This window comes from Streptomyces nojiriensis (assembly GCF_017639205.1).
In the GTDB taxonomy this organism is placed as follows: Bacteria; Actinomycetota; Actinomycetes; order Streptomycetales; family Streptomycetaceae; genus Streptomyces; species Streptomyces nojiriensis.
Window position 1 is genome coordinate 4,936,960 of the sequence record NZ_CP071139.1, and the last position, 23,561, is coordinate 4,960,520.

The 23,561-nt window shown below is 69.7% G+C and carries 22 protein-coding genes and 1 tRNA gene; 11 read left to right on the forward strand and 12 right to left on the reverse strand.

Annotated features, from left to right (window positions below; genetic code table 11):
• Positions 1 to 12 precede the first annotated feature (12 nt).
• Positions 13 to 372, forward strand: a complete 360-nt coding sequence (locus JYK04_RS23065; protein WP_030755669.1) for a hypothetical protein — start codon at positions 13 to 15, stop codon at positions 370 to 372.
• Between the two features lie 104 nt (positions 373 to 476).
• On the opposite strand, the gene JYK04_RS23070 is transcribed toward JYK04_RS23065, so the two are convergent.
• The 5 genes from JYK04_RS23070 to JYK04_RS23090 form a co-directional block, all read right to left on the reverse strand.
• On the reverse strand, positions 477 to 788 hold the full coding sequence (locus JYK04_RS23070; RefSeq protein WP_189743750.1) for an SCO5918 family protein: 312 nt from the start codon (positions 786 to 788) through the stop codon (positions 477 to 479).
• Positions 789 to 840: 52 nt separating this feature from the next.
• Positions 841 to 1,245 (reverse strand): CBS domain-containing protein, encoded by a 405-nt coding sequence (locus JYK04_RS23075; protein WP_189743752.1) that lies wholly within the window; start codon positions 1,243 to 1,245, stop codon positions 841 to 843.
• Positions 1,246 to 1,291: 46 nt separating this feature from the next.
• Positions 1,292 to 2,806, reverse strand: coding sequence for a DEAD/DEAH box helicase (locus JYK04_RS23080; protein ID WP_189743754.1), 1,515 nt, complete (start codon positions 2,804 to 2,806; stop codon positions 1,292 to 1,294).
• A gap of 310 nt (positions 2,807 to 3,116) precedes the next feature.
• A complete protein-coding gene (locus JYK04_RS23085; RefSeq protein WP_030647895.1) occupies positions 3,117 to 3,320 on the reverse strand; it encodes a cold-shock protein in 204 nt (67 codons plus the stop codon).
• Positions 3,321 to 4,550: 1,230 nt separating this feature from the next.
• A tRNA-Gly gene (locus tag JYK04_RS23090) sits at positions 4,551 to 4,621 on the reverse strand.
• Positions 4,622 to 5,080: 459 nt separating this feature from the next.
• Between JYK04_RS23090 and dcd the strand changes: the two genes are divergently transcribed.
• Complete coding sequence (dcd, locus tag JYK04_RS23095) at positions 5,081 to 5,668, forward strand: dCTP deaminase (RefSeq protein WP_189743756.1); 588 nt, start codon at positions 5,081 to 5,083, stop codon at positions 5,666 to 5,668.
• Positions 5,665 to 6,162, forward strand: coding sequence for a phosphoribosyltransferase (locus tag JYK04_RS23100; RefSeq protein ID WP_030009869.1), 498 nt, complete (start codon positions 5,665 to 5,667; stop codon positions 6,160 to 6,162). Before dcd ends, JYK04_RS23100 begins: the two co-directional genes overlap by 4 nt.
• Positions 6,163 to 6,234: 72 nt before the next feature.
• Here the strand turns inward: JYK04_RS23100 and JYK04_RS23105 are convergent, their stop codons facing one another.
• The gene (locus JYK04_RS23105) at positions 6,235 to 7,155 is read right to left on the reverse strand and encodes a Yip1 family protein (RefSeq protein ID WP_189743758.1); all 921 of its coding nucleotides are present in this window, start codon (positions 7,153 to 7,155) and stop codon (positions 6,235 to 6,237) included.
• A 301-nt stretch (positions 7,156 to 7,456) separates the two neighbouring features.
• Between JYK04_RS23105 and JYK04_RS23110 the strand changes: the two genes are divergently transcribed.
• Entirely contained in the window at positions 7,457 to 8,224 is a 768-nt protein-coding gene (locus JYK04_RS23110) for a hypothetical protein (protein WP_189743760.1), read from the forward strand.
• A gap of 107 nt (positions 8,225 to 8,331) precedes the next feature.
• On the opposite strand, the gene JYK04_RS23115 is transcribed toward JYK04_RS23110, so the two are convergent.
• Complete coding sequence (locus JYK04_RS23115) at positions 8,332 to 10,926, reverse strand: (Fe-S)-binding protein (RefSeq protein WP_229876514.1); 2,595 nt, start codon at positions 10,924 to 10,926, stop codon at positions 8,332 to 8,334.
• 110 nt (positions 10,927 to 11,036) lie between these two features.
• Entirely contained in the window at positions 11,037 to 11,567 is a 531-nt protein-coding gene (locus JYK04_RS23120; protein ID WP_189743762.1) for a sugar transferase, read from the reverse strand.
• 255 nt (positions 11,568 to 11,822) lie between these two features.
• Between JYK04_RS23120 and dnaK the strand changes: the two genes are divergently transcribed.
• Genes dnaK through JYK04_RS23140 form a run of 4 tightly spaced genes read left to right on the forward strand, consistent with a single transcriptional unit; the run spans position 11,823 to position 16,013 of the window.
• Positions 11,823 to 13,667, forward strand: coding sequence for a molecular chaperone DnaK (gene dnaK, locus JYK04_RS23125; RefSeq protein ID WP_030009743.1), 1,845 nt, complete (start codon positions 11,823 to 11,825; stop codon positions 13,665 to 13,667).
• Positions 13,667 to 14,317 carry a nucleotide exchange factor GrpE gene (gene grpE / locus JYK04_RS23130; RefSeq protein ID WP_189743764.1) on the forward strand — a complete coding sequence of 217 codons (651 nt, stop codon included), beginning with the start codon at positions 13,667 to 13,669 and terminating at the stop codon, positions 14,315 to 14,317. The genes dnaK and grpE overlap by 1 nt, the downstream gene beginning before the upstream one ends.
• 39 nt (positions 14,318 to 14,356) lie before the next feature.
• The gene (dnaJ, locus tag JYK04_RS23135; protein WP_189743766.1) at positions 14,357 to 15,538 is read left to right on the forward strand and encodes a molecular chaperone DnaJ; all 1,182 of its coding nucleotides are present in this window, start codon (positions 14,357 to 14,359) and stop codon (positions 15,536 to 15,538) included.
• Position 15,539: 1 nt separating this feature from the next.
• On the forward strand, positions 15,540 to 16,013 hold the full coding sequence (locus JYK04_RS23140) for a heat shock protein transcriptional repressor HspR (protein ID WP_189743768.1): 474 nt from the start codon (positions 15,540 to 15,542) through the stop codon (positions 16,011 to 16,013).
• Between the two features lie 65 nt (positions 16,014 to 16,078).
• On the opposite strand, the gene JYK04_RS23145 is transcribed toward JYK04_RS23140, so the two are convergent.
• Positions 16,079 to 17,155, reverse strand: a complete 1,077-nt coding sequence (locus JYK04_RS23145; RefSeq protein WP_229876517.1) for a helix-turn-helix transcriptional regulator — start codon at positions 17,153 to 17,155, stop codon at positions 16,079 to 16,081.
• Between the two features lie 386 nt (positions 17,156 to 17,541).
• Between JYK04_RS23145 and JYK04_RS23150 the strand changes: the two genes are divergently transcribed.
• Positions 17,542 to 17,823 carry a Rieske (2Fe-2S) protein gene (locus JYK04_RS23150; RefSeq protein WP_189744130.1) on the forward strand — a complete coding sequence of 94 codons (282 nt, stop codon included), beginning with the start codon at positions 17,542 to 17,544 and terminating at the stop codon, positions 17,821 to 17,823.
• 134 nt (positions 17,824 to 17,957) lie between these two features.
• Here JYK04_RS23150 and JYK04_RS23155 read toward each other — a convergent pair whose 3' ends face one another.
• Positions 17,958 to 18,371 carry a pyridoxamine 5'-phosphate oxidase family protein gene (locus tag JYK04_RS23155; RefSeq protein WP_189743770.1) on the reverse strand — a complete coding sequence of 138 codons (414 nt, stop codon included), beginning with the start codon at positions 18,369 to 18,371 and terminating at the stop codon, positions 17,958 to 17,960.
• Positions 18,372 to 18,495: 124 nt separating this feature from the next.
• Here JYK04_RS23155 and clpB point away from each other — a divergent pair, with 124 nt between their 5' ends.
• Positions 18,496 to 21,096 (forward strand): ATP-dependent chaperone ClpB, encoded by a 2,601-nt coding sequence (clpB, locus tag JYK04_RS23160; RefSeq protein ID WP_189743772.1) that lies wholly within the window; start codon positions 18,496 to 18,498, stop codon positions 21,094 to 21,096.
• Positions 21,097 to 21,133: 37 nt separating this feature from the next.
• Here the strand turns inward: clpB and JYK04_RS23165 are convergent, their stop codons facing one another.
• The gene (locus JYK04_RS23165; protein ID WP_189743774.1) at positions 21,134 to 21,598 is read right to left on the reverse strand and encodes a hypothetical protein; all 465 of its coding nucleotides are present in this window, start codon (positions 21,596 to 21,598) and stop codon (positions 21,134 to 21,136) included.
• A 128-nt stretch (positions 21,599 to 21,726) separates the two neighbouring features.
• Between JYK04_RS23165 and JYK04_RS23170 the strand changes: the two genes are divergently transcribed.
• Positions 21,727 to 22,278: a type III secretion system chaperone family protein gene (locus JYK04_RS23170; RefSeq protein WP_189743776.1), complete on the forward strand. Its 552-nt coding sequence runs from the start codon at positions 21,727 to 21,729 to the stop codon at positions 22,276 to 22,278.
• A gap of 3 nt (positions 22,279 to 22,281) precedes the next feature.
• Here the strand turns inward: JYK04_RS23170 and JYK04_RS23175 are convergent, their stop codons facing one another.
• Entirely contained in the window at positions 22,282 to 23,472 is a 1,191-nt protein-coding gene (locus JYK04_RS23175; RefSeq protein ID WP_189743778.1) for a glycosyltransferase family 39 protein, read from the reverse strand.
• Positions 23,473 to 23,561 lie beyond the last annotated feature (89 nt).

The following is a 23,561-nucleotide window of genomic DNA, read 5'->3' on the forward strand; positions in this document are numbered from 1 at the left end:
AACTCGGCTCCCATGTCGAAGCCTGACGAGCTGCTCGTTGACGTTGCCACCCTGGTGGAGTCCGGGCAGAGCAATCAGATGTCCCTGACCGTTGTCACCGGTGGCGCTGTCATCACCGGTCGGCTGGCACCCGAAGCCGTGTGGAGGCAGCGGGTGTCGGAGGTCCTGACGGATTCCGCCCGCCTGGGCGAGTTCGCCGCCATCTTCACCGCCACGACACCCCACGAGGGGCCGCCCACTCATCTGCACTTCCATGTGGCCCGCATCCTTCAGGGCACGGTGGGGATCCCGGAGACGGGTGGGATGTACCGCGTCTCGATCGCGGATGTCAGCGCCTGGACCATGGGCGACTTCAGCTACTCCGACCACTGACCGACATCGCGTAAGAACCCCTGGGTACGCGGGAGGGCCCGACCGGCGTGTGCCGGTCGGGCCCTCCTCGCTGTTCGGGTGTCGGCTCGCGCCGGTCCTGTCCGTCAGACGGTCACCGGGATGCCGAGCATCGCGGAAGCCTGCTGGAGCGGGCTGAGGACGCGCCTGGGCGCGGCGGCCCGGGGGAGGCCGCGGCAGGTGAACCCGAGCTGGGTCATGGCCCGGAGGACTTCACCGGCGCTGAAGTCGCGGCGGTCCTGGCGCGTGATGACCTGACCGACCTGCTTGACGGGGTAGGTACGGCGCCCGATGATCACGGACTCGCCGACGACCTGCTCGGGCTTGACGCCCTTCATCGACTCCAGGACACCGCTCTTGGTCAGGTCGAACGGGAAACGGGCGATGACACAGCGCATGTTGCCTCACAGGAAGAAGAAGACGGGGACGGCCGTGCCGCGGTGAGGCGGTTCAGCGGGCAAGGGCGAGGACGCCCAGAGCACTGCCCTGCTCATCGACGACCGGCAGGGCATCGAGCCGGCGGTAGCGCATCGCGTGTTCGGCTTCGGCCATCGTGGTTGCGGGTGAGGCGACCGGCCCGCGGTCCCCCAGCAGGTCGCGGAGACGGACCCGGTCGGTGTACGCCGCGCTGTCGCGGATGGCGGTGAGCTGGGCCTGCGTGACCAGCCCAGTGCACAGGCCGTCCTCGTCGCAGACGAGCAGATGACCCGCGCGGGCGCCGGCCATGACGGCCAGGGCCACCTCGACCGTCATGTCGTCACATACCTGTGGACCGGCCGCCTCCATCGCGTCGTCCACCGTCCGGTGCACAGGGTTGGCGTTCGCCGAGCGGGGCTGCATCTGGACCAGCGTCAAAACGTACCTCCTGCAGAGATGGGTCAGTTTCCTGATCACGTGCTTCTCAGGCCGCCGCATCGAAGGCGGACTGCCGCACGCTCACGCGCCGGACCGTCGAGGCGGGCCGTCGCCTGCCGCGGGAGGCCGCGCTGCGCTTGGCGCGTTCGACGACGGGTGCGGTGATGACGACGGGGATGCCGGAGGGGGCTTGGGCGCCGGTGATCCGGTTCAGTGCCTCTTCGCCGGAGCGGACCTGGGTGGTCTGCGGTGTGATGCCGGCGGCCTGCATGAGGCGGGTCATGTCGCGGCGCTGGTTGGGAGTGACGAGGGTGACGACGCTGCCGGACTCGCCGGCGCGGGCGGTGCGGCCGCCGCGGTGGAGGTAGTCCTTGTGGTCGGTGGGCGGGTCGACGTTGACGACGAGGTCGAGGTTGTCGACGTGGATGCCGCGCGCCGCCACGTTCGTCGCGACCAGTACGGTCACGTGTCCGGTCTTGAACTGGGCGAGGGTGCGCGTGCGCTGCGGCTGCGACTTCCCACCGTGCAGGGCGGCGGCCCGGACACCGCTGTTCAGCAGGTCCTGGGTCAGCCGGTCGACGGCGTGCTTGGTGTCCAGGAACATGATCACCCGGCCCTCCCGGGCCGCGATCTCCGTCGTCGTGCGGTGCTTGTCGGCGCCGTGGACGTGCAGCACGTGGTGCTCCATCGTCGTGACGGCGCCCGCGGACGGGTCCACCGAGTGCACGACGGGGTCGGTCAGGTAGCGGCGCACCAGCAGGTCGACGTTGCGGTCGAGGGTGGCGGAGAAAAGCATCCGCTGCCCCTCAGGACGCACCTGGTCCAGGAGGGCGGTGACCTGCGGCATGAAGCCCATGTCGGCCATCTGGTCGGCCTCGTCCAGGACGGTGATCGCGACCTGGTTAAGCCGGCATTCGCCACGGTCGATGAGGTCCTTCAACCGGCCGGGCGTAGCCACGACGACCTCTGCGCCTCCGCGCAGCGCTCCGGCCTGCTTGCCGATCGACATGCCGCCGACGACCGTGGTCAGGCGCAGCTTCACGGCGCGGGCGTACGGGGTGAGGGCGTCGGTCACCTGCTGGGCCAGCTCGCGGGTGGGGACGAGGATCAGGGCGAGGGGCTGGCGGGGCTCGGCGCGCTGCCCGGCGGTGCGGGCCAGCAGAGCGAGGCCGAAGGCGAGGGTCTTACCGGAGCCGGTCCGTCCGCGGCCGAGGACGTCGCGGCCTGCGAGGGTGTTGGGCAGGGTGGCTCCCTGGATCGGGAACGGCACGCTCAGGCCCTGCGCGCCTAGGGCAGCAAGCAGCTCCGCCGGCATGTCGAGGTCGGCGAAGGCCTCGACGGCGGGCAGCGCGGGAGTGATGGTCTTCGGCGGAGCGAACTCGCCCTGTACCGCTGCGGGTCGGCGGCCGTAGCCGCCCGAGCGGCGCGGACCTCCGGAACGGCTCGGGGCCGACGAGCCGAAGCGGCTGCCCCGCTCCGAACCGGCGGCAGCGCCGAAAGCGGGGCCGCCGGTGCGGCTGCGGGTGCGAGAGGAACGGTCGTTCGTACGTGTGCGGTTCATTCAGAACCTTTCCTTGATGCGGCGCGTATCAAGGAATTCCCGCAGCGAAACGCAGTGCAGGGAATCACAAGAACGGGCCGAATGGAATGCGAAAGCGACTCTGGCCAACAGAGATTCTGTACGGGCGCATGCGCTGAGATGAGGTGGCGTCACGGGGACGCGAAATCAAGAAATCGAGTGGGGTGAAGCGCCGAGCAGGCTGTAACCCTGAAATGCTTCATCCCGCAGGTGACACCACTGCGGGAAATGCGTGCAGCTGGGGCCCGCACCCCGAGGGATGCGGGCCCCAGCTACGAAATGCGCGTCAGCGTCAGGCGGGAACGATGTTCTCGGCCGTCGGGCCCTTCTGGCCCTGCGCGATGTCGAAGGTGACCTTCTGGCCTTCCAGCAGCTCGCGGAAGCCCTGGGCGGCGATGTTCGAGAAGTGGGCGAAGACGTCGTCGCCGCCACCGTCCTGCTCGATGAAGCCGAAGCCCTTGGCTGCGTTGAACCACTTCACGGTGCCAGATGCCATGTCATATCTCCTTTGGGGCAGTACACCAGCATCCGCACCATACGGACACCGTGTCGCCGCGATGATGCCCCGCCGGAAAATGACCGGAAATATGAAGCACTCGAATGTGGCGCGGAGGCCGACTGGAGCGCTTGAAGTTTTTGGGTACCAAAACTGCAACCGAGACCGACAGTAGCACGCTGCAGCGGTTCGTGTGCGTTAAATATCTCCATCGTGTGCTGTGCGGAAAAACTCTCCCTGCGGGGTCCATTAAACTCTCTGACCGCGGGGATAGATATTGATTCCCCCCGAGTGCAGCGTTTCGGGAGCAGGAGCGTCCGCCAGCTGCGACGTGCAGTCCAGGGGGGCGTGAGCCTACGGGGTGTGTCAGCAGCGCCCTCCCGAAGGGATCAGCAGCTCGCAGGGTTCCATGGCGGTCTCGGGGGCGTCCACGGCAAGGCGGCGCGGCCAGCCCCGCGCTTGTTACACGTCTGTTCCGCAGCGCCTGACCGTCACTGCGGTCGTTCGCGAAGCCGCTCCCGCAGGTGGAGGAGAACCTCGGTGTCGGCGATGTCGACCAAGGCTGCCAACAGGATCCGGATACGAGCGTCATCGCCATGGTGCACAGCCCGCACGATGGCCTCGACGGTGGCGGCCGCCTCAGCGGGAAGGCATGGTGGGCTGGCCGTGGCCCACACGTGAACGGCAGGACCGGCGCTGCCCGGCCGTTCTGCCGGAGTGTTCTGCCCAGGGTCACTGCCTTCATCCACCGGCACCCGTGGGAACCTCCTGACGAGATGGTCAGCTCAACGGTGATCTCAGTGGCCATCTCACTGGCACGGCTGGACCAGGCCGCCCCCGAGTCCCGGTGCGCCGCTCTCTTCGAGACTTGCATCAGTGGGGACCGGTGTGTGGAGCCTGTCCCGCTGAGAGGCGTGGCACTCTCGTCGCGAGCACCGTTGGCGGGGAAAGAGGACTAGGCAGACCCGTCGAGGGCCTGAGCCAACCCCTCCGACCAACCGCCCCTTTTGGAAAGCGAATTCACGCGACGGAGACAGCGGTGTGAGGCAGGTCATCGAGAACGCGTCTCGCGGCGCGAGACCGGCGGGGGCTCGTGTGGTGCAAGTGGTGCGCGAAGAGCCCTCCGGCCAGGGAGTTCCCGCGAGTTGGGGCACGCGGAGGGCACGGCGAGAGTCGAGAGGTCTAGACAACGACGAAGGCCCAGGTCTGCGACCTGGGCCTTCGTCCAAGAGCGGATGACGGGAATCGAACCCGCGCTATAAGCTTGGGAAGCTCATGTTCTACCATTAAACTACATCCGCGCAGCGGGCCAGTTGCCTGGATCCCTAACGTTGCTCACTCTACCTCATGATCGACCCCCGGTGAATTTGCCGCGGGGTCGTTGTCGTGTGTGGCGTACACCGGGGCGTGTGCGTGCGGGAGTTGGGGCGTACCGTGTGGGTGCGGAGCGGCGGCTGGAGCGGGTGCCGATCATCCCCTAATGTGGCGATTCGTCGCAGTACGGCTCGTTGGGGAAAGGGACTCGATGGAGCACACCGTCGTCCGTTGTGCCGAAGGGCACGTTTTCAGTACCGCCTCCTTCCCGCTGCAGCACCTCGGTGCCGGCCGGATCGGGCCCGGGCGGCTGCTGCGGTGTCCGCGGTGCGCACGGTTGCGGCACGCCGTGCCCGTGGGTGGCGCGAAGCGGTAGCCGCCAGGGCGGGCGCGCGGGTGTCGCTCTCGATTGGGGGTGGCCCGCGCGCTCTGCGTATCCTCGGGACGTGCTTCTCTCTGACAAAGACATCCGGGCCGAGATCGACAGCGGACGGGTTCGCATCGACCCGTTCGAGGAATCGATGGTGCAGCCCTCCAGCATCGATGTACGTCTCGACCGGTTCTTCCGGGTGTTCGAGAACCACCGCTACGCCCACATCGATCCGGCGATCGAGCAGTCGGACCTGACCCGGATGGTCGAGCCGGAGGGTGACGAGGCGTTCATCCTCCACCCCGGTGAGTTCGTCCTCGCCTCGACGTACGAGGTCATCTCGCTGCCCGACGACATCGCCTCCAGACTGGAGGGGAAGTCCAGCCTGGGCCGCCTCGGCCTGGTGACGCATTCGACCGCCGGGTTCATCGACCCCGGGTTCTCGGGCCACGTGACCCTGGAGCTGTCGAACCTCGCCACCCTGCCGATCAAGCTCTGGCCGGGCATGAAGATCGGGCAGCTGTGCATGTTCCGACTCAGCTCGCCGGCCGAGTTCCCGTACGGCAGCGAGCGCTACGGGTCCAGGTACCAGGGGCAGCGCGGGCCGACCGCCTCGCGCTCCTTCCAGAACTTCCACCGCACCCAGGTGAGGCACGAGGCATGAGCGACGTACGCGAGAACCTGACCTACGACGGCTTCGGGCGCGCCGTGCGCGAGCTGGCGCAGACGATCGCCGACGACGGCTACGAGCCCGACATCATCCTGAGCATCGCCCGCGGCGGGGTGTTCGTCGCCGGCGGCCTGGCGTACGCGCTCGACTGCAAGAACATCCACCTCGTGAACGTGGAGTTCTACACCGGCGTCGGCACCACGCTGGAGATGCCGGTCATGCTGGCACCCGTGCCCGAGGCGATCGACTTCACCGACAAGAAGGTCCTCATCGCCGATGACGTGGCCGACACCGGCAAGACGCTGAAGCTCGTCCACGACTTCTGCCTGGGCCACGTCGCCGAGGTGCGCTCCGCCGTCGTCTACGAGAAGTCCCACTCCCTCGTGAAGTGCGAGTACGTGTGGAAGAAGACCGACGAGTGGATCAACTTCCCCTGGTCGGTCGAGCCGCCCGTCGTCAAGCGCGAGGGCCAGGTCCTCGACGCCTAGCCCGCGGACGTCATGCAGAGGGCCCGCCGCGCGGACAGTGCGCGGCGGGCCCTTTCGTGTGCTCAGGCGCGGTCAGATCGTGCCCAGCTTGATGATCGACAGCAGGGCGACCAGCTGGATCGCGGACGCGCCCAGGGCCTTCGGCCACGGCAGGTCGTGCGACTTGCTGATCAGTGAGGTGAACAGGGCTCCGGCCGCCACCCACGTGGCCCAGCCCAGCACCTGTACGACCATGTTGTCGCCGCCGAGGAACACGGCGAACAGCAGGCGCGGCGCGTCCGTGATGGACATGACCAGCATCGACAGGCCCACCGTCGGCTGCCACGAGCCGTCGCCGCCCAGCTGGCGGGCCATGGTGTGCGTGACCGCGCCCAGGATCAGGCCGCAGATGACGAAGGCCACGCCGGCGGACAGGACGATCGGGATGGCCTTCGGCACGGTCGCTTTGATGACGTCCTCGCGGGCGTCGTCGAGGCCGAAGACCGCGAGCAGCCCGTAGAGGAAGGTCACGATCAGCGCGGGGCCCCAGACCGCGTAGTCGCGCATCTGCAGGAAGGTCTGCCCCGGCCGCGTCACGATGCCGCGGAGCAGCTCCTTCCACGGCAGCCGCGGCCCGGACGGCACCGCCGAGGCCGCGCCCGCCTGGTAGGTCGCGCCCTGGCCGTACGGGTCCTCGCCGACGGCGAAGACCTGGGTGTGCCCCGGGTTGTCGTTGTAGCCCCCGCCGCCGCGGCCCCCGCCCCCGTGGTCGTACGGGGGCTGCTGCGCGTGCGGCTGCTGCTGCCCGTACGGGTCGAAGTACTCCGGCTCACCGTGACCTCCCGCGCCCGGCTGCGGCCACTGCTGCTGCGGTGGCGGGCCGCCGACGGGAGGGTACGGCGGCCGGCCGTACGGCGGCGGTTGCTGCTGCTGACCGTACGACTGCTGCTGCTGCGGGGGTTGTTGCGGAGAGCGGTTGTTGTCCCTGCCGCGTCCGATCCTGAATCCAGCCACGTGATCGAACGTACCTGGTCCGGCGGGCACACGTGGACGGGCAGCCGGAACAGCCACCCTTTGCGGCTGACCTGTGACATCCCTTAGGGGGTCCCGGAGGGGCTGTCCCCACCCCGTGTCCGATCTTGCCCTGTGCCCGATTTACCAGGCTGTGTCGTGGTCTGCGGCGTTCCGTTACGTTCTCGATGGGTTACGCACATATCGGGTCCGTAGTTTCGTTCTCGTCGCCGCCACACGGCGCGAACGACCACGAACGAGCACGAACGAGCACGAGTACACGAGACACGAGAAGAGCCCACACATGCGCAACACTCGCCGAACCAGCCTCCGCAGCGCCGCCGTCGTCGTCGGCGCGGCCACCGTCCTGGCCGTCCCGGTCGGGTCCGCCTTCGCGGACTCGCCGGCCGTACCGGGGCCGGGGGTGCTGCCGTCCGTCGAACCGGCCGCGAGCGTCCGCGCGTACGTCACCACCGTGAAGCTGGCGGACGGGTCCGTCGCCGAGGTCTACAGGATCGGCAACAGCCACTTCGAGGCGGACGTCCTCGCCGGCTCCGCGAAGCTGGACACGCTGGTCAGCAAGGAGGGGGCGGCGTCGTACGGGCAGAGCGACGGCCTGCGCGTCGTGCTCCGGCCGAACGGCACCGTCACCTCCTGGATGGAGGGCGCGCCGAAGCCGCAGACCGGGAAGGAGAGCTCGGTGCGGATCACCATGGCCGACGGGCGGATCGCCAGGCTGGTGGACGGCTCGTACGGCAAGCGCGTCGAGATCTCCACGCCGAAGGGCCGCGCCGCCCTGGCCACGATCGACCTGCGGCGTCCGAGCGTCCAGCACGACGGCTGGACGTACAGGCTCGTCCAGGACGGCAAGCGCGTGAAGTTCGTCGTCATCGACGGCAAGGGCGGCGGGAACAGCTGGGTGTACGACTTCAACGGCAGGCTGATCGAGAAGTACACGGTCGCCCCGGTGCGGCAGGACGGCGGGAAGGGCGTGAAGGTGGCCGCCTCCGGCGGCGCCTCTGCGGCGGACGCGGCCGGGCTGGGCTTCACCGTGCTGCGGGGCCGGGGCTGAGTCCCTCCCGTCCCCGTACGACGACGGAACGGCCGGTCCCCCTGGTGGGGGACCGGCCGTTCCGGTGCGGGTGCCCTGCCGGTGCCCGGCGGGGCCCTGCGGGAGTCCTACTTGGCCTCGGCCTCGGGCTTCGTCTCGGCCTCGGCCTCGGGCTCGCCCGCAGTCTCTGCCTTCGCCTCTGCCTCCGGCTCGGCCGCAGTCTTCGCCTCGGCCGCGGCTTCGGCGTCTGCCTCTGCCGGGGCGTCCGCCTCCGGCTCGGCAGCGGCCTCAGTCGCCGCCTCGGCTTCCGCCTTGGCAGCCGCCTCGGCTTCCGCCTTGGCCTTGGCCTCGGCGTCGGCCTTCGCCTTCGCTTCGGCGTCGGCCTTCGCCTTGGCCTCGGCTTCCGCCTTCGCTTCCGCCGCGGCCTTCGCGGCAGCGGCGGCGGCTTCCGCCTCGGCCGCGGCCTGTGCCTCGGCCTCCGCCGCGAGCGCGGCCAGCTCGGCCTCCGTCGGGCCCGGGGTCTTCACCGAGTCGAGCAGCAGCTGCGCCACGTCGACCACCTGGACGTGTTCCTTCGCTTGGCCGTCGTTCTTCTTGCCGTTCACCGAGTCGGTGAGCATCACGAGGCAGAAGGGGCAGGCAGTGGAGACGATGTCCGGGTTCAGGGACAGGGCCTCGTCGACGCGCTCGTTGTTGATGCGCTTGCCGATCCGCTCCTCCATCCACATCCGCGCGCCACCGGCGCCACAGCAGAAGCCCCGCTCCTTGTGGCGGTGCATCTCCTGCTGGCGCAGGCCCGGCACGGCCGACATGATCTCGCGCGGCGGCGTGTAGACCTTGTTGTGCCGGCCCAGGTAGCACGGGTCGTGGTACGTGATCAGGCCGTCGACCGGCGTGACCGGCGTGAGGCGGCCCTCGTCGATCAGGTGCTGGAGCAGCTGCGTGTGGTGGATGACCTCGTACTCGCCGCCCAGCTGCGGGTACTCGTTCGCGATCGTGTTGAAGCAGTGCGGGCAGGTCGAGACGATCCGCTTCGCCGACTTCGGCTTCTTCGTCGAGGGGTCCTCGTCGTCCTCGCCGAACGCCATGTTCAGCATGGCCACGTTCTCCTGGCCCAGCTGCTGGAACAGCGGCTCGTTGCCCAGGCGGCGCGGCGAGTCACCGGTGCACTTCTCGTCGCCGCCCATGATCGCGAACTTGACGCCCGCGATGTTCAGCAGCTCCGCGAAGGCCTTCGTGGTCTTCTTGGCCCGGTCCTCCAGGGCGCCGGCGCAGCCGACCCAGTAGAGGTAGTCGAACTCGGAGAGGTCCTCCGCGTCCTTCCCGATGATCGGGACCTCGAAGTCCACCTCCTTGGTCCACTCGACGCGCTGCTTCTTCGCCAGGCCCCAGGGGTTGCCCTTCTTCTCCAGGTTCTTGAGCATCGTGCCCGCCTCCGACGGGAACGCGCTCTCGATCATCACCTGGTAGCGGCGCATGTCGACGATGTGGTCGATGTGCTCGATGTCGACCGGGCACTGCTCCACGCACGCACCGCAGGTGGTGCAGGACCACAGCACGTCCGGGTCGATGACGCCGTTCTCCTCGGCGGTGCCGATCAGCGGGCGCTCGGCCTCCGCGAGAGCGGCGGCCGGGACATCGGCGAGCTGCTCCGCCGTGGCCTTCTCGTTGCCCTCCATGTCCTTGCCGCCACCGGCCAGCAGGTACGGGGCCTTGGCGTGCGCGTGGTCGCGCAGCGACATGATGAGCAGCTTGGGGGACAGCGGCTTGCCCGTGTTCCAGGCCGGGCACTGCGACTGGCAGCGACCGCACTCCGTGCACGTGGAGAAGTCGAGGATGCCCTTCCAGGAGAACTGCTCGACCTGGGAGACACCGAAGGAGTCGTCCTCGCCCGGGTCCTCGAAGTCGATCTCCTTGCCGCCCGAGGTCATCGGCTGCAGCGCGCCGAGGGCCGTGGAGCCGTCCGCGTTCCGCTTGAACCAGATGTTCGGGAAGCCGAGGAAGCGGTGCCAGGCGACACCCATGTTGGTGTTGAGCGAGACCGTGATCATCCAGGTGAAGGACGTGACGATCTTGAGCGCCGCGAAGAAGTACGTCAGGTACTGGAGCGTGCTCAGGCTCAGCCCGTCGAAGGCGGCGATCAGCGGGTACGAGGCGAAGAAGCCCGGCTCCCAGCCGTCGACGCCGTGCTGGGCGCCCTCCAGGGCGCGCAGCGTCATGATGCAGATGCCGACGATCAGGATGACGGCCTCGACGAAGTACGCCTGGCCCGTCTTGGAGCCCGCGAAGCGGGACTTGCGGCCCGCCGCGCTCGGCCGGCTCAGCTGCCGGATCACGATGAGGGTGACGATGCCGAGCACCGTCATCAGGCCGAGGAACTCGGTGAAGATCTCGTACGGCAGCCAGTCACCGATGATCGGGATCAGCCAGTCGGCCTGGAAGAGCTGGCCGAAGGCGTTGACGATCGTCAGCAGCAGCGAGAAGAAGCCCACCGCCACGAACCAGTGCGCGAAGCCGACGATGCCCCAGCGGTTCATACGGGTGTGGCCGAGGAATTCCTTGACCAGGGTGATGGTGCGCTGCGTGGGATCGCCGGTGCGCGTGCCCGCGGGCACTGGCTGGCCGAGTCGCACGAAACGGTAGATCTGCACGATGGCACGGCCGAACAGCGCGACGGCCACCACCGTGATGACCAGCGACACGATGATCGCGGCGAGTTGCATGGAAGGGCTCCTCGGGCGGCACTTACTAAGCGGTAACTTATGAAGTCAAGGCTTGAGGTTACCCATTCCCGACGCCGCAATGTAGCTGAGCGTGCGGTGATCTGTGTCGCTCAGGCGACCCTTTGCCGGTACGCCGCGCGCGGGGTCTGCGCCAGGATCGCGAGGTCCATCCCGAGCCAGTGGTTCTCCACATAATGCCGGTCGAGCAGGGCCATCTCCTCCCAGGGGAGGTCCGAACGCGCGCTGACCTGCCACAATCCGGTCATTCCGGGGCGTACGAGGAGTCGCTCGGGGTGGTCCGTGCGGGCCTGCGGGCGCGGTCCGACGAGCGACATCTCGCCGCGGGCCACGTTCAGCAGCTGCGGGAGGCTGTCGAGGGCGCAGCGGTCCAGGGCCGCGCCGATCCGGCCCGTGTCGGCGGTGCGCAGCCGCCACGTCCGAAACGGGCGGCCGGCCAGGCCGGCCGCGGCCTCCCGTGCGAAGGGGCGGCCGCCCTGGGTCGCGCAGAGCAGGGCGGTGGCGGCCGCGAGCGGCAGGCCGAGCACCGCGAGCAGCACCACTGCCCCGACGAGGTCGAGCACCCGCTTCGCCGGCGGGGCGGCGGGGACCCGTACCCGCGGAGCGGTGAGTGTGAGGGGCATGCCAGCACGCTGCCGCATGCCTCCGGCGGTCTTGCGGTGGCGCGCGGCTGCGGTGACCCGTTCGGCTGAAGCCCCACTGCCGGGACTCCGCCCCCGGACTCCCCGCGCCCGCTGCGTCGACGGGGCCCTGCCGGCGCAAGGTTGCGCGTAAGCGCGGGCTAAAGGTTGAGTCGACTCGACTCAGCTCTGTTGACGCAAGCGCGGCGATACGGCATGGTTGAGTCTGTTCCACTCAAGTCAGCTGGAGGAATTGAAATGGCACGTGCGGTCGGCATCGACCTGGGCACCACTAACTCCGTCGTCAGCGTTCTGGAAGGCGGCGAGCCCACCGTCATCACCAACGCCGAGGGCGCCAGGACCACGCCGTCCGTCGTCGCCTTCGCCAAGAACGGCGAGGTCCTCGTCGGCGAGGTGGCCAAGCGCCAGGCGGTCACGAACGTGGACCGGACCATCCGCTCCGTCAAGCGCCACATGGGCACTGACTGGAAGATCAACCTGGATGGCAAGGACTTCAACCCGCAGCAGATGAGCGCCTTCATCCTGCAGAAGCTGAAGCGCGACGCCGAGGCGTACCTGGGCGAGAAGGTCACGGACGCGGTCATCACCGTCCCGGCCTACTTCAACGACTCCGAGCGTCAGGCGACGAAGGAGGCCGGCGAGATCGCGGGCCTGAACGTCCTGCGCATCGTCAACGAGCCCACGGCCGCCGCCCTGGCCTACGGCCTCGACAAGGACGACCAGACCATTCTCGTCTTCGACCTCGGTGGCGGCACCTTCGACGTGTCGCTCCTGGAGATCGGCGACGGCGTCGTCGAGGTGAAGGCCACCAACGGTGACAACCACCTCGGTGGTGACGACTGGGACCAGCGCGTCGTCGACTACCTGGTGAAGCAGTTCGCCAACGGCCACGGCGTGGACCTCTCCAAGGACAAGATGGCGCTCCAGCGCCTGCGCGAGGCCGCGGAGAAGGCGAAGATCGAGCTGTCCTCCTCCACGGAGACCACGATCAACCTGCCCTACATCACGGCTTCCGCCGAGGGCCCGCTGCACCTGGACGAGAAGCTCACGCGCGCCCAGTTCCAGCAGCTGACCGCGGACCTGCTCGACCGCTGCAAGACCCCGTTCCACAACGTCATCAAGGACGCCGGCATCCAGCTGTCCGAGATCGACCACGTGGTCCTGGTCGGCGGCTCCACCCGCATGCCGGCCGTCGCCGAGCTCGTCAAGGAGCTCACCGGCGGTCAGGACGCCAACAAGGGCGTCAACCCGGACGAGGTCGTCGCCATCGGCGCCACCCTCCAGGCCGGTGTGCTCAAGGGTGAGGTCAAGGACGTCCTGCTCCTCGACGTGACCCCGCTGTCCCTCGGCATCGAGACCAAGGGCGGCATCATGACCAAGCTGATCGAGCGCAACACCACGATCCCGACGAAGCGCTCCGAGATCTTCACGACGGCCGAGGACAACCAGCCGTCCGTCCAGATCCAGGTCTACCAGGGCGAGCGCGAGATCGCGGCGTACAACAAGAAGCTCGGCATGTTCGAGCTGACGGGCCTGCCCCCGGCCCCGCGTGGCGTCCCGCAGATCGAGGTCTCCTTCGACATCGACGCGAACGGCATCATGCACGTCACGGCCAAGGACCTTGGCACGGGCAAGGAGCAGAAGATGACCGTCACCGGCGGCTCCTCGCTCGGCAAGGACGAGGTCGACCGCATGCGCCAGGAGGCGGAGCAGTACGCGGACGAGGACCTGCGCCGCAAGGAGGCGGCCGAGTCCCGCAACCAGGGCGAGCAGCTCGTCTACCAGACGGAGAAGTTCGTCAAGGACAACGAGGACAAGGTCCCGGCCGACGTCAAGACCGAGGTCGAGTCCGCCGTCGCCGAGCTGAAGGAGTCGCTCAAGGGCGAGGACACGGCCGAGATCCGCACCGCGACGGAGAAGCTCGCCGCGGTCAGCCAGAAGCTCGGCCAGGCCATCTACGCCGACGCGCAGGCCGCCCAGGCCGCCGGCGGCGCGGGTGACGCGGGCCAGGCCAAGGCCGACGACGACGTCGTCGACGCCGAGATCGTCGACGACGAGAAGCCGAAGGGCGGCGCTGCCTGATGTCGGAGGAGACCCCGGGCTTCGACGAGAAGCCCGAAGTCCCCGACGCCGGTCAGAACGACGCCGAGCCGAAGGCCGCCGACTCCGCCAAGGACGAGGCGGCCCCGGCCGGGGACTCCAGCCAGGACGTGGCGCTGCTGGCGCAGCTGGACCAGGCCCGTACCGCGCTCTCCGAGCGCACCGCGGACCTCCAGCGGCTCCAGGCCGAGTACCAGAACTACCGCCGCCGGGTGGAGCGGGACCGGATCACCGTCAAGGAGATCGCGGTCGCGTCCCTCCTGACGGAGCTGCTCCCGACCCTGGACGACATCGGCCGGGCGCGGGAACATGGCGAGCTGGTCGGCGGCTTCAAGTCGGTGGCCGAATCGCTCGAGACCGTCGCCGCCAAGATGGGCCTGCAGCAGTTCGGCAAGGAGGGCGAGCCCTTCGACCCGACGATCCACGAGGCCCTGATGCACTCGTACGCGCCGGACATCACCGAGGACACCTGCGTGGCGATCCTGCAGCCGGGGTACCGGATCGGCGAGCGTACGATCCGTCCCGCACGGGTCGCGGTGGCCGAGCCCCAGCCGGGCGCGGCCCCGAAGTCCGAGTCCACGGAGGGCGAAGCGCCGGACGGCTTGGACGCGGATGCCCCCGACAAGGGCTGATGCACCACACGTAGAAGCACGGGAGGAGGGACACCGGGGATGAGCACGAAGGACTTCGTCGAGAAGGACTACTACAAGGTCCTCGGTGTCCCGAAGGACGCCACCGAGGCCGAGATCAAGAAGGCGTACCGGAAGCTCGCACGCGAGTTCCACCCGGACGCCAACAAGGGCGACGCCTCTGCCGAGGAGCGCTTCAAGGAGATCTCCGAGGCGAACGACATCCTCGGCGACGCCAAGAAGCGCAAGGAGTACGACGAGGCGCGCGCGCTGTTCGGCAACGGTGGCTTCCGCCCCGGGCCGGGCGGCGGCGGCTCGTTCAACTTCGACCTCGGCGACCTCTTCGGGGGCCAGCAGCAGGGCGCCGGCCAGGCCGGCGGCTTCGGCGGCGGCCTGGGCGACGTCTTCGGCGGCCTCTTCAACCGCGGCGCCGGCCCCGGGGCGGGTACCCGTACCCAGCCGCGCCGCGGCCAGGACATCGAGTCGGAGGTCACCCTCTCCTTCACGGAGGCGGTGGACGGGGCCACGGTCCCGCTGCGGATGTCCTCCCAGGCCCCCTGCAAGGCCTGTTCGGGCACCGGCGACAAGAACGGCACCCCCAGGGTGTGCCCGACCTGTGTCGGCACCGGCCAGGTCTCGCGGGGCAGCGGCGGTGGCTTCTCGCTGACCGACCCCTGCGCGGACTGCAAGGGCCGCGGCCTGATCGCGGAGACCCCCTGCGAGGTCTGCAAGGGCAGCGGGCGCGCCCGCAGCTCCCGCACCATGCAGGTCAGGATCCCGGCGGGCGTCTCCGACGGCCAGCGGATCCGGCTGCGCGGCAAGGGTGCGCCGGGCGAGCGCGGCGGTCCCGGCGGTGACCTCTACGTGGTCGTGCACGTCGGTTCCCACCCGGTGTTCGGCCGCAGGGACGACAACCTGACGGTGACCGTGCCCGTGACGTTCGCGGAGGCGGCGCTGGGGGCCGAGATCAAGGTTCCGACCCTGAACGGCCCCTCGGTGACGCTGAAGCTGCCGCCGGGCACCCCCAACGGGCGCACCATGCGGGCCCGCGGCAAGGGTGCGGTCCGCAAGGACGGCACCCGCGGCGACCTGCTGGTCACGGTGGAGGTCGAGGTCCCGACCGAGCTGTCCGACAAGGCCCGCGAGGCCCTGGAGATGTACCGCGAGGCGACGGAGTCGCAGGACCCGCGCTCCGCGCTGTTCGAGTCCGCGAAGGGAGCATGACATGGACGGCCGCCGACGACAGTCTTCCCGTCTGGGAAGCGGTGCCTACCAACTCACCGACGAGACCCCGGTCTACGTGATCTCGGTGGCCGCCCAGCTCTCCGGTCTGCATCCGCAGACCCTCCGCCAGTACGACCGTCTCGGCCTGGTCTCCCCGGACCGTACGGCCGGCCGCGGCCGGCGCTACTCGGCCCGTGACATCGAACTGCTCCGTACGGTGCAGGCGCTGTCGCAGGACGAGGGCATCAATCTGGCGGGCATCAAGCGCATCATCGAACTGGAGAACCAGGTCGCCGCGCTCCAGCAGCGCGTGGCCGAGCTCTCCGCGGCCGTGGACGGCGCGGCGGCCACGCTGCAGGCCCGCGAGGCCCAGGTGCACGCCTCGTACCGGCGCGACCTGGTCCCGTACAGCCCTCCGCAGCCGGGCAGCGCCCTGGTGGTCTGGCGCCCCAACCCCAAGCGGCCGATGGACTGAGTGCGCCTCTCACCCGGGCCCGCACCCTCAGGCCCCGCCCCTTCCGGGGCGGGGCCTGAGGGCTGTCAGAGTCCTTCCCCGTCCCGGTCGTGGTCCTCGTGGTCCGGGTGTCCCTCGCAGTCCTGTTCGGGGTCCGAGGGGCGGCCCAGGATGCCGGACCGGGCGATGAGGTAGCCGAGCTGGGCGCGGCTGCCGCTGCCGAGGGTGGTGGCGAGCTTGGCGATGTGCGCCCGGCAGGTGCGGACGTTCATGCCGAGGCGGCGCGCGATGGCCTCGTCGACGTGGCCCTCGATCAGGAGCTGGGCGATGGTCCGCTGCACGCCCGATATCCCGCCGGGGGTGCTGCGGTACGTCACCTCCTCCTGGAGGGGCACGGCGCGGTGCCACAGCTGCTCGAACACCTTGATGAGGTAGTCGACCAGGCCCGGGTGGCGCAGCTCCAGGGCGACCCGGCGGTCGTCGCTCACCGGGATGAAGGCCACCGTGCGGTCGAAGATGATCAGGCGTTCGATCAGTTCCTCCAGGGTGCGGATCTCCACCTTGCCCGTCGAGATCCGCTCCACGTAGGCGAGCGTGCCCTGGCTGTGCCGTGCGGTGTGCTGGTACAGGGTCCGTATGCTGACCCCGCGGTCGATCAGCGGCTGGTCGCGTTCCAGGGCCTGCGTGAGGGCCAGGGAGGGCCGGGCGCCGCCGGGCTGGACCGTCAGCACCTCGGTGTGGCACTCGGCCGTCGCGAGGTTCAGGGCGGCGTTGATCTGTTCGAAACCCTCCAGCACCGTGATGGCATGGGTGTTGGCCGGGCTCTGTGCGCTGATGGCCAGGAAAGGCTCGAAAGTGTCGGTGAGATCTACAGCGCTGCGCCGGCGGTCCTGGATCTCGCGTTCAATCGGATGGAGCCGTTGAGCCAAAGCCACGGCCGGGGGAACCGGGCGGAGCTGGTTCGCGTCATCCGGGTCGGGCTGCAGAAGAGCGAATTCAAGCAGGCAGGGGGCGTTCTGGATCTCGCCCCGGGCTATCCGGCCGGTGCTCAGCGCGGTCGCGTAGAGCCGCGTCCCCTCGGCGCACATGGACGTCACAGGGTGGGGATGTGTCGCTTTTGTCTCGTTTCGCGTCAAATCTCCACCCCCCAGGGTCCTGAACATGCAAGAACATGATGCATCGTCCCTGTGGCATTGACGTGCCTGAATGAGCCATCGTCTGTCACGCGGGGGAGAGGATTCCATCAAGTGAGGACGAAGCCGACCATGTACAAGAGAATGCTTCGCTCGGTGCTTGCCATAGTTTTCTCCGCCGTTGCGGTTTTTGGGGCAGTCAGCGCCGTCGAAAGTGACGCGGGGAGCGCTAGGGACGGTCAGGGCACGAGCCTGACGAGCACGGACGACACCGGCTGGACCACGGCGCCCGCGGGTAAGTACGCGGATACCGGCTGGACCAGCGGCCAGCTGGGCGGAAGCGGCGATACGGGTTGGACCGAGGCGCCTGCGACGGTGTCCGCGTGACCCCCGACGATCGCGGCTTCCGCCGCGAGATGGCCTCCGCCTACCGTTCGGGCTGGCAGTTCATCGATCTCGCCACGGCCATCCCCCACCCTGGCGATTCGGTGATGGTCACCCTGTTCGGCCAACCGATCGTCGTCGTGCGCGAGGAGGACGAGGACGTACGTGCCTACCGGTGCCTGCGCCGCCCGCGGGGCGCGCCGCAGCCCGTCCGCTGCGAGGTGCGCTACGGAATGGTCTTCGTCAATCTCGATCAGCGCGACCACCAGCTCTTCGAACCCGATATCACCACCGCCACCCCCCGCAGTGCCTGAAGCGATTCCCCCGTCGTTCCAGATCGCTCAGGCGCTACCCCCACACAACGGCGCCATCGTGGACCTGACCACGATGGCGCCGTTGTGATGTCCGCGTCCAGTGCCTGAACCGGACAAGATGAAGAATCAACGGCTTACGCGCGCCCCATGGCCCGCTCCAGGGTGATCTCCATGACGACCCGGTCGGGATTGGGCGACGGCGTACGCCCGTAGCGCTGCGCGTAGCGCGCCACCGCGTCGGCGACCGACGCCTCGTCCGTGCGGATCACCGCGCGGCCCTCCAGCGTGGCCCAGCGGCGCCCTTCCATCTGGCAGACCGCGACCCGCGCGCCCTCCGGGTGCGCCTCCTGCACCGCCAGGACGTTGCGCACCTTCTTGCTGTGCCGGTTGCTGATCACCCGGGCCAGGCCGGCCTCCGGGTCGTACGTCACCCCCACCGGCACCACGTGGGGCGTGCCGTCGGGGCGCGGGGTGGTCAGGGTGCAGACGTGCCGCTCCCGCCAGAAGGCGAGGTACTCGGGCGTCGGGTTGAGTACGTCATGGGACATGGCCCGAAGGGTACGGGGGAACGGTGTCCGCACTTGCCTTGAGTGGAATAGACTCAACTTTGCGTACGCTGACTCTGTCAGTGTTGTTGTGGGTGCCAACCCCTCGGGGAGAGGAGAAGACGCAGTGGACGCCGAACTGACCAACAAGAGCCGGGACGCGTTGAACGCGGCCACCAGCAGGGCCGTCAAGGACGGTCATGCGGATCTGACCCCCGCGCACCTGCTGCTGGCCCTGCTCGCCGGCGAGGACAACGAGAACGTCATCGACCTGCTGGTCGCCACCGACGCCGACCAGGCCGCCGTCCGGGCCGGAGCCGAGCGGCTGCTCGCCGCCCTGCCCAGCGTCACCGGCTCCACCGTCGCGCCCCCGCAGCCCACCCGCGACCTGCTCGCCGTACTCGCCGAGGCGGACGCGCAGGCCGGCCGGCTCGGCGACGACTACCTCTCCACCGAGCACCTCCTCATCGCCCTCGCCGCCAAGGGCGGCGCGGCCGGCGAGGTCCTTTCCACCCAGGGCGCGACGGCGAAGAAGCTGCTCGACGCCTTCGAGAACGCACGAGGAGGACGGCGGGTGACCACCCCCGATCCCGAGGGCCAGTACAAGGCCCTGGAGAAGTTCGGCACCGACTTCACGGCAGCCGCGCGCGAGGGCAAGCTCGACCCGGTCATCGGCCGTGACCACGAGATCCGCCGCGTCGTGCAGGTGCTCTCGCGCCGCACGAAGAACAACCCCGTGCTGATCGGCGAGCCCGGCGTCGGCAAGACCGCCGTCGTCGAGGGCCTGGCCCAGCGCATCGTCAAGGGCGACGTCCCCGAGTCCCTGAAGAACAAGCGCCTCGTCTCCCTGGACCTCGGCGCGATGGTCGCCGGCGCCAAGTACCGCGGCGAGTTCGAGGAGCGGCTGAAGACCGTACTGGCCGAGATCAAGTCGAGCGACGGCCAGATCATCACCTTCATCGACGAGCTGCACACGGTCGTCGGCGCGGGCGCCGGCGGCGACTCCGCCATGGACGCGGGCAACATGCTCAAGCCCATGCTGGCCCGCGGCGAGCTGCGCATGGTCGGCGCGACCACGCTCGACGAGTACCGCGAGCGGATCGAGAAGGACCCGGCGCTGGAGCGGCGCTTCCAGCAGGTGCTGGTCGCCGAGCCGTCCGTCGAGGACACGATCGCGATCCTGCGCGGGCTCAAGGGCCGCTACGAGGCCCACCACAAGGTCGTCATCAACGACAGCGCGCTGGTGGCCGCCGCGACCCTCTCCGACCGGTACATCACCTCCCGCTTCCTCCCCGACAAGGCCATCGACCTCGTCGACGAGGCCGCGTCCCGGCTGCGCATGGAGATCGACTCCTCCCCGCTGGAGATCGACGAGCTCCAGCGCTCCGTGGACCGCCTGCGGATGGAGGAGCTGGCCCTGAAGAACGAGTCCGACCCGGCCTCGATCGAGCGCCTGGAGAAGATCCGCAAGGACCTCGCGGACCGGGAGGAGGAGCTGCGCGGGCTGACCGCCCGCTGGGAGAAGGAGAAGCAGTCCCTCAACCGGGTCGGCGAGCTCAAGGAGCGCCTGGACGACCTGCGCGGGCAGGCCGAGCGCGCCCAGCGCGACGGCGACTTCGACACCGCCTCCAAGCTGCTCTACGGGGAGATCCCGGCCCTGGAGCGCGAGCTGGCCGAGGCCACGGAGGAGGAGGAAGAGGCCTCCAAGACCGGACACTCCAAGGACTCGATGGTCAAGGACGAGGTCGGCCCCGACGACATCGCCGACGTGGTGGGCGCCTGGACCGGCATCCCCGCCGGCCGCCTGCTGGAGGGCGAGACCCAGAAGCTGCTGCGCATGGAGGACGAGCTGGGCCGCCGCCTGATCGGCCAGGGCGAGGCCGTGCGGGCCGTCTCCGACGCCGTGCGCCGCACCCGGGCCGGCATCGCCGACCCGGACCGCCCGACCGGCTCCTTCCTCTTCCTCGGCCCGACGGGCGTGGGCAAGACGGAGCTGGCCAAGGCGCTCGCCGACTTCCTCTTCGACGACGAGCGGGCCATGGTCCGCATCGACATGTCGGAGTACGGCGAGAAGCACAGCGTGGCCCGCCTGGTCGGCGCCCCGCCCGGCTACGTCGGCTACGAGGAGGGCGGCCAGCTCACCGAGGCCGTGCGCCGCCGCCCGTACAGCGTGGTGCTCCTGGACGAGGTGGAGAAGGCCCACCCCGAGGTCTTCGACATCCTGCTCCAGGTCCTGGACGACGGACGGCTCACGGACGGCCAGGGCCGGACCGTGGACTTCCGCAACACCATCCTGATCCTGACCTCGAACCTGGGCAGCCAGTTCCTGATGGACCCGCTCACCCCGGCCGAACAGAAGAAGCAGCAGGTCCTGGACGTGGTCCGGGCGAGCTTCAAGCCGGAGTTCCTCAACCGCCTGGACGACCTGGTGGTCTTCTCCGCACTGAGCCGGGACGAGCTGGCGCACATCGCCGAGCTCCAGATCGGCCGCCTCGCCAAGCGCCTGGCCGACCGGCGGCTGACCCTGGAGGTCACCCCCGAGGCCCTGGCCTGGGTGGCGGACAAGGGCAACGACCCGGCGTACGGCGCCCGGCCGCTGCGCCGTCTGATCCAGACGGCGATCGGCGACCGCCTGGCGAAGGAGATCCTCTCCGGCGAGGTCCGGGACGGCGACACCGTACGGGTCGACGTGGCGGGCGAGGACCTGCTGGTCGGCAAGGCCCTCTGAGCGGGGGCGGCCGCGCCCCGGGGCGCGGCCGGCCGTCTCAGGACGCGTCGAAGCGGACCTTCGCGGTCGTTCCGACCTCCGGGGTGATCCGCATCCGCAGCCCGGCCGCCCGGCCGGGCTGCGGCTCCTCGTGGACGAGGGCGAAGCACCCCTCGCTCTCCGGGTCGTAGTTGTCCGGCCGCGGACCGGGGCAGACGACCCGCTCCGGTGCCTTCGGGAAGGACGCGACCCACGCCTCGGCGTCGGCGTGCTCCATGCGGAAGGTGCCCAGGACCGTCGTGCGGCCGTCCGCCGCCTCGGTCCGGTCGCACTTCCCGTCCCGCCAGCCCGCCGGCGGGGCCATCCGGGCGAATGCCATGACCTCCGCGCAGTCGGCGGTCCCCCGGGGGCCGCCCTCGTCGCCCGGATCCTCCGCGGCCTGCCACAGCACCCCGGCGCACACGGCGGCGCCGACGGCCAGCGGCAGCCCCAGGACCAGCTTGAACGTACCGCGCAGGGCCATGCGCCCCCCTTACCTGGTTCTTACTCGGTTCTTAATCGTTCCGCCCGGAGCGGATCGTACGTGCGGGGCTGGACACAAGGTGGGCGCGATGGGGGAGGATGCAGGTATCCGCACGAAGGGAAAACACGGTGAGCATCGACCCGGCCTCGATTCCGAACTTCGGAGGGCAGCAGCCCGATCCGCAGGCCACAGGACCGGCGGGCCCCGTCGTCCCCGACCAGGATCTGGTCAAGCAGCTGCTGGAGCAGATGGAGCTCAAGTACGTCGTCGACGACGAGGGTGACCTCGCGGCGCCGTGGGAGGAGTTCCGCACGTACTTCATGTTCCGCGGCGAGGACGAGCAGCAGGTCTTCTCGGTGCGGACCTTCTACGACCGTCCGCACAAGATCGACGAGAAGCCGCAGCTTCTCGAGTCGATCGACGACTGGAACCGCCGCACCCTGTGGCCGAAGGTCTACAGCCACACCCACGACGACGGCTCGGTCCGCCTGATCGGTGAGGCGCAGATGCTGATCGGCACCGGCGTCAACCTGGAGCACTTCGTGTCCTCCACGGTCAGCTGGGTCCGCGCGTCCATCGAGTTCGACAAGTGGCTCGTCGAGCAGCTCGGCCTGGAGCAGGACATCGACTCCACCGACGGCGACGACGGCGACGACAGCAACGGCGACACCAACAGCTAGCCGTTACAGCGGCACACGGGCGATCAGCAGCAGATACAGCCCGTAGCCGTAACCGAGCCCGGCCACCACCGCGGTCACCATGACCGCGGTGCGGGGCCGGGCTCTCGCCATGACGGCGGCCAGCGGCAGGAGCAGCGGGAAGGCCGGCAGCAGGAAGCGCGGCTTGGACTCGAAGAAGCCGGCCCCGCCGAAGCCGATGACCAGCAGGATCGCGGTGTAGGCGAGCAGCGGCAGCGGGGTGCGGTCCAGGACCAGCAGCACCGCCAGCAGCCCGGCGACGGCCAGCAGGACCACCGTCACGGTGGTGGCGAGCGGCACGTGCCCGCCGGTCAGCACCCGCTCGGCGGAGCGCAGCGCCCCCACGCCGAAGTCGAAGCGGGAGCCCCAGCCGCGCTGCACGGCGAAGTAGCCGCCGAAGGGGTCGTCCACCTTCGCCCCGACGGCCAGGACGTACGCCGTCCAGCCCGCCGGCGCCACCAGCCCGGCCAGCCACACCTCGGGTGCCCGGGATCTTCGTACGACGATCGCGTACAGGGCCGTGGCCGAGACGGCGGCCGCGACGGCCAGCCCGGTGGGCCGGGTCAGCCCGGCCAGTACGGCGAGGCCGGCGGCCCACAGCCAGCGGCCGCGCAGCAGGGCGTACAGCGCCCAGGCGGCGAAGGCGGCCAGCAGGGCCTCGGTGTAGGCGAGGGTGAGCACCACGGCGTGCGGCAGCGCCGCCCACAGCCCCACGAGCAGCAGCCCGGCGCGCGGGCCGGTCACCCGCTCCCCGACCCGGTAGATCCCGAGGGCGGCCACGGCGGCGGAGACCCACGCGACGAGCAGCGCGGCGGGGACCATCCCGCCGGGCAGCACCCCGGAGACGAGCCGTATCAGGGTGGGGTAGAGCGGGAAGAAGGCGTGGTCGCTCTGCACGGGCCCGGTCCCGGTGGCGGCCTCGGGCCACATCAGGGTCCGCCCGTAGCCGTGGGCGGCGATCCGCAGGTACCAGTCCGAGTCCCAGGACCTGCCGAGCACCTTCAGCGGATCCCGCCCGGCCCACCAGGCCCCGAGGCCGAGCACCAGCACCCCGGCCCCGCGCACGGCGGCGAACACCCCGAGCGCGATCACGGTGGTCGGCGCGGCCGACCGCACGGCCCGGACCGCGCGCATCTCCAGCGGCGACGCGGACACGGCCGCTCTGCCCGTTGCCATGAATCCCGACTTTCCAGCTCGCGGTGGTTCCGCTCACCCGGCGGTGAGGGCTTCGGGCACTTGCACGACGCACAGCTTCACACCGGCCC

Bases quoted from the DNA above. Each gene is read 5' to 3' on its own strand.
- JYK04_RS23065 (WP_030755669.1), top strand. From the start codon at position 13: ATGTCGAAGCCTGACGAGCTGCTCGTTGACGTTGCCACCCTGGTGGAG.
- JYK04_RS23070 (WP_189743750.1), bottom strand. From the start codon at position 788: ATGCGCTGTGTCATCGCCCGTTTCCCGTTCGACCTGACCAAGAGCGGT.
- JYK04_RS23080 (WP_189743754.1), bottom strand. From the start codon at position 2,806: ATGAACCGCACACGTACGAACGACCGTTCCTCTCGCACCCGCAGCCGC.
- JYK04_RS23085 (WP_030647895.1), bottom strand. From the start codon at position 3,320: ATGGCATCTGGCACCGTGAAGTGGTTCAACGCAGCCAAGGGCTTCGGC.
- JYK04_RS23100 (WP_030009869.1), top strand. From the start codon at position 5,665: ATGAGCGACGTACGCGAGAACCTGACCTACGACGGCTTCGGGCGCGCC.
- JYK04_RS23110 (WP_189743760.1), top strand. From the start codon at position 7,457: ATGCGCAACACTCGCCGAACCAGCCTCCGCAGCGCCGCCGTCGTCGTC.
- JYK04_RS23115 (WP_229876514.1), bottom strand. From the start codon at position 10,926: ATGCAACTCGCCGCGATCATCGTGTCGCTGGTCATCACGGTGGTGGCC.
- JYK04_RS23120 (WP_189743762.1), bottom strand. From the start codon at position 11,567: ATGCCCCTCACACTCACCGCTCCGCGGGTACGGGTCCCCGCCGCCCCG.
- dnaK (WP_030009743.1), top strand. From the start codon at position 11,823: ATGGCACGTGCGGTCGGCATCGACCTGGGCACCACTAACTCCGTCGTC.
- grpE (WP_189743764.1), top strand. From the start codon at position 13,667: ATGTCGGAGGAGACCCCGGGCTTCGACGAGAAGCCCGAAGTCCCCGAC.
- dnaJ (WP_189743766.1), top strand. From the start codon at position 14,357: ATGAGCACGAAGGACTTCGTCGAGAAGGACTACTACAAGGTCCTCGGT.
- JYK04_RS23140 (WP_189743768.1), top strand. From the start codon at position 15,540: ATGGACGGCCGCCGACGACAGTCTTCCCGTCTGGGAAGCGGTGCCTAC.
- JYK04_RS23145 (WP_229876517.1), bottom strand. From the start codon at position 17,155: ATGTTCAGGACCCTGGGGGGTGGAGATTTGACGCGAAACGAGACAAAA.
- JYK04_RS23150 (WP_189744130.1), top strand. From the start codon at position 17,542: ATGGCCTCCGCCTACCGTTCGGGCTGGCAGTTCATCGATCTCGCCACG.
- JYK04_RS23155 (WP_189743770.1), bottom strand. From the start codon at position 18,371: ATGTCCCATGACGTACTCAACCCGACGCCCGAGTACCTCGCCTTCTGG.
- JYK04_RS23165 (WP_189743774.1), bottom strand. From the start codon at position 21,598: ATGGCCCTGCGCGGTACGTTCAAGCTGGTCCTGGGGCTGCCGCTGGCC.
- JYK04_RS23175 (WP_189743778.1), bottom strand. From the start codon at position 23,472: ATGGCAACGGGCAGAGCGGCCGTGTCCGCGTCGCCGCTGGAGATGCGC.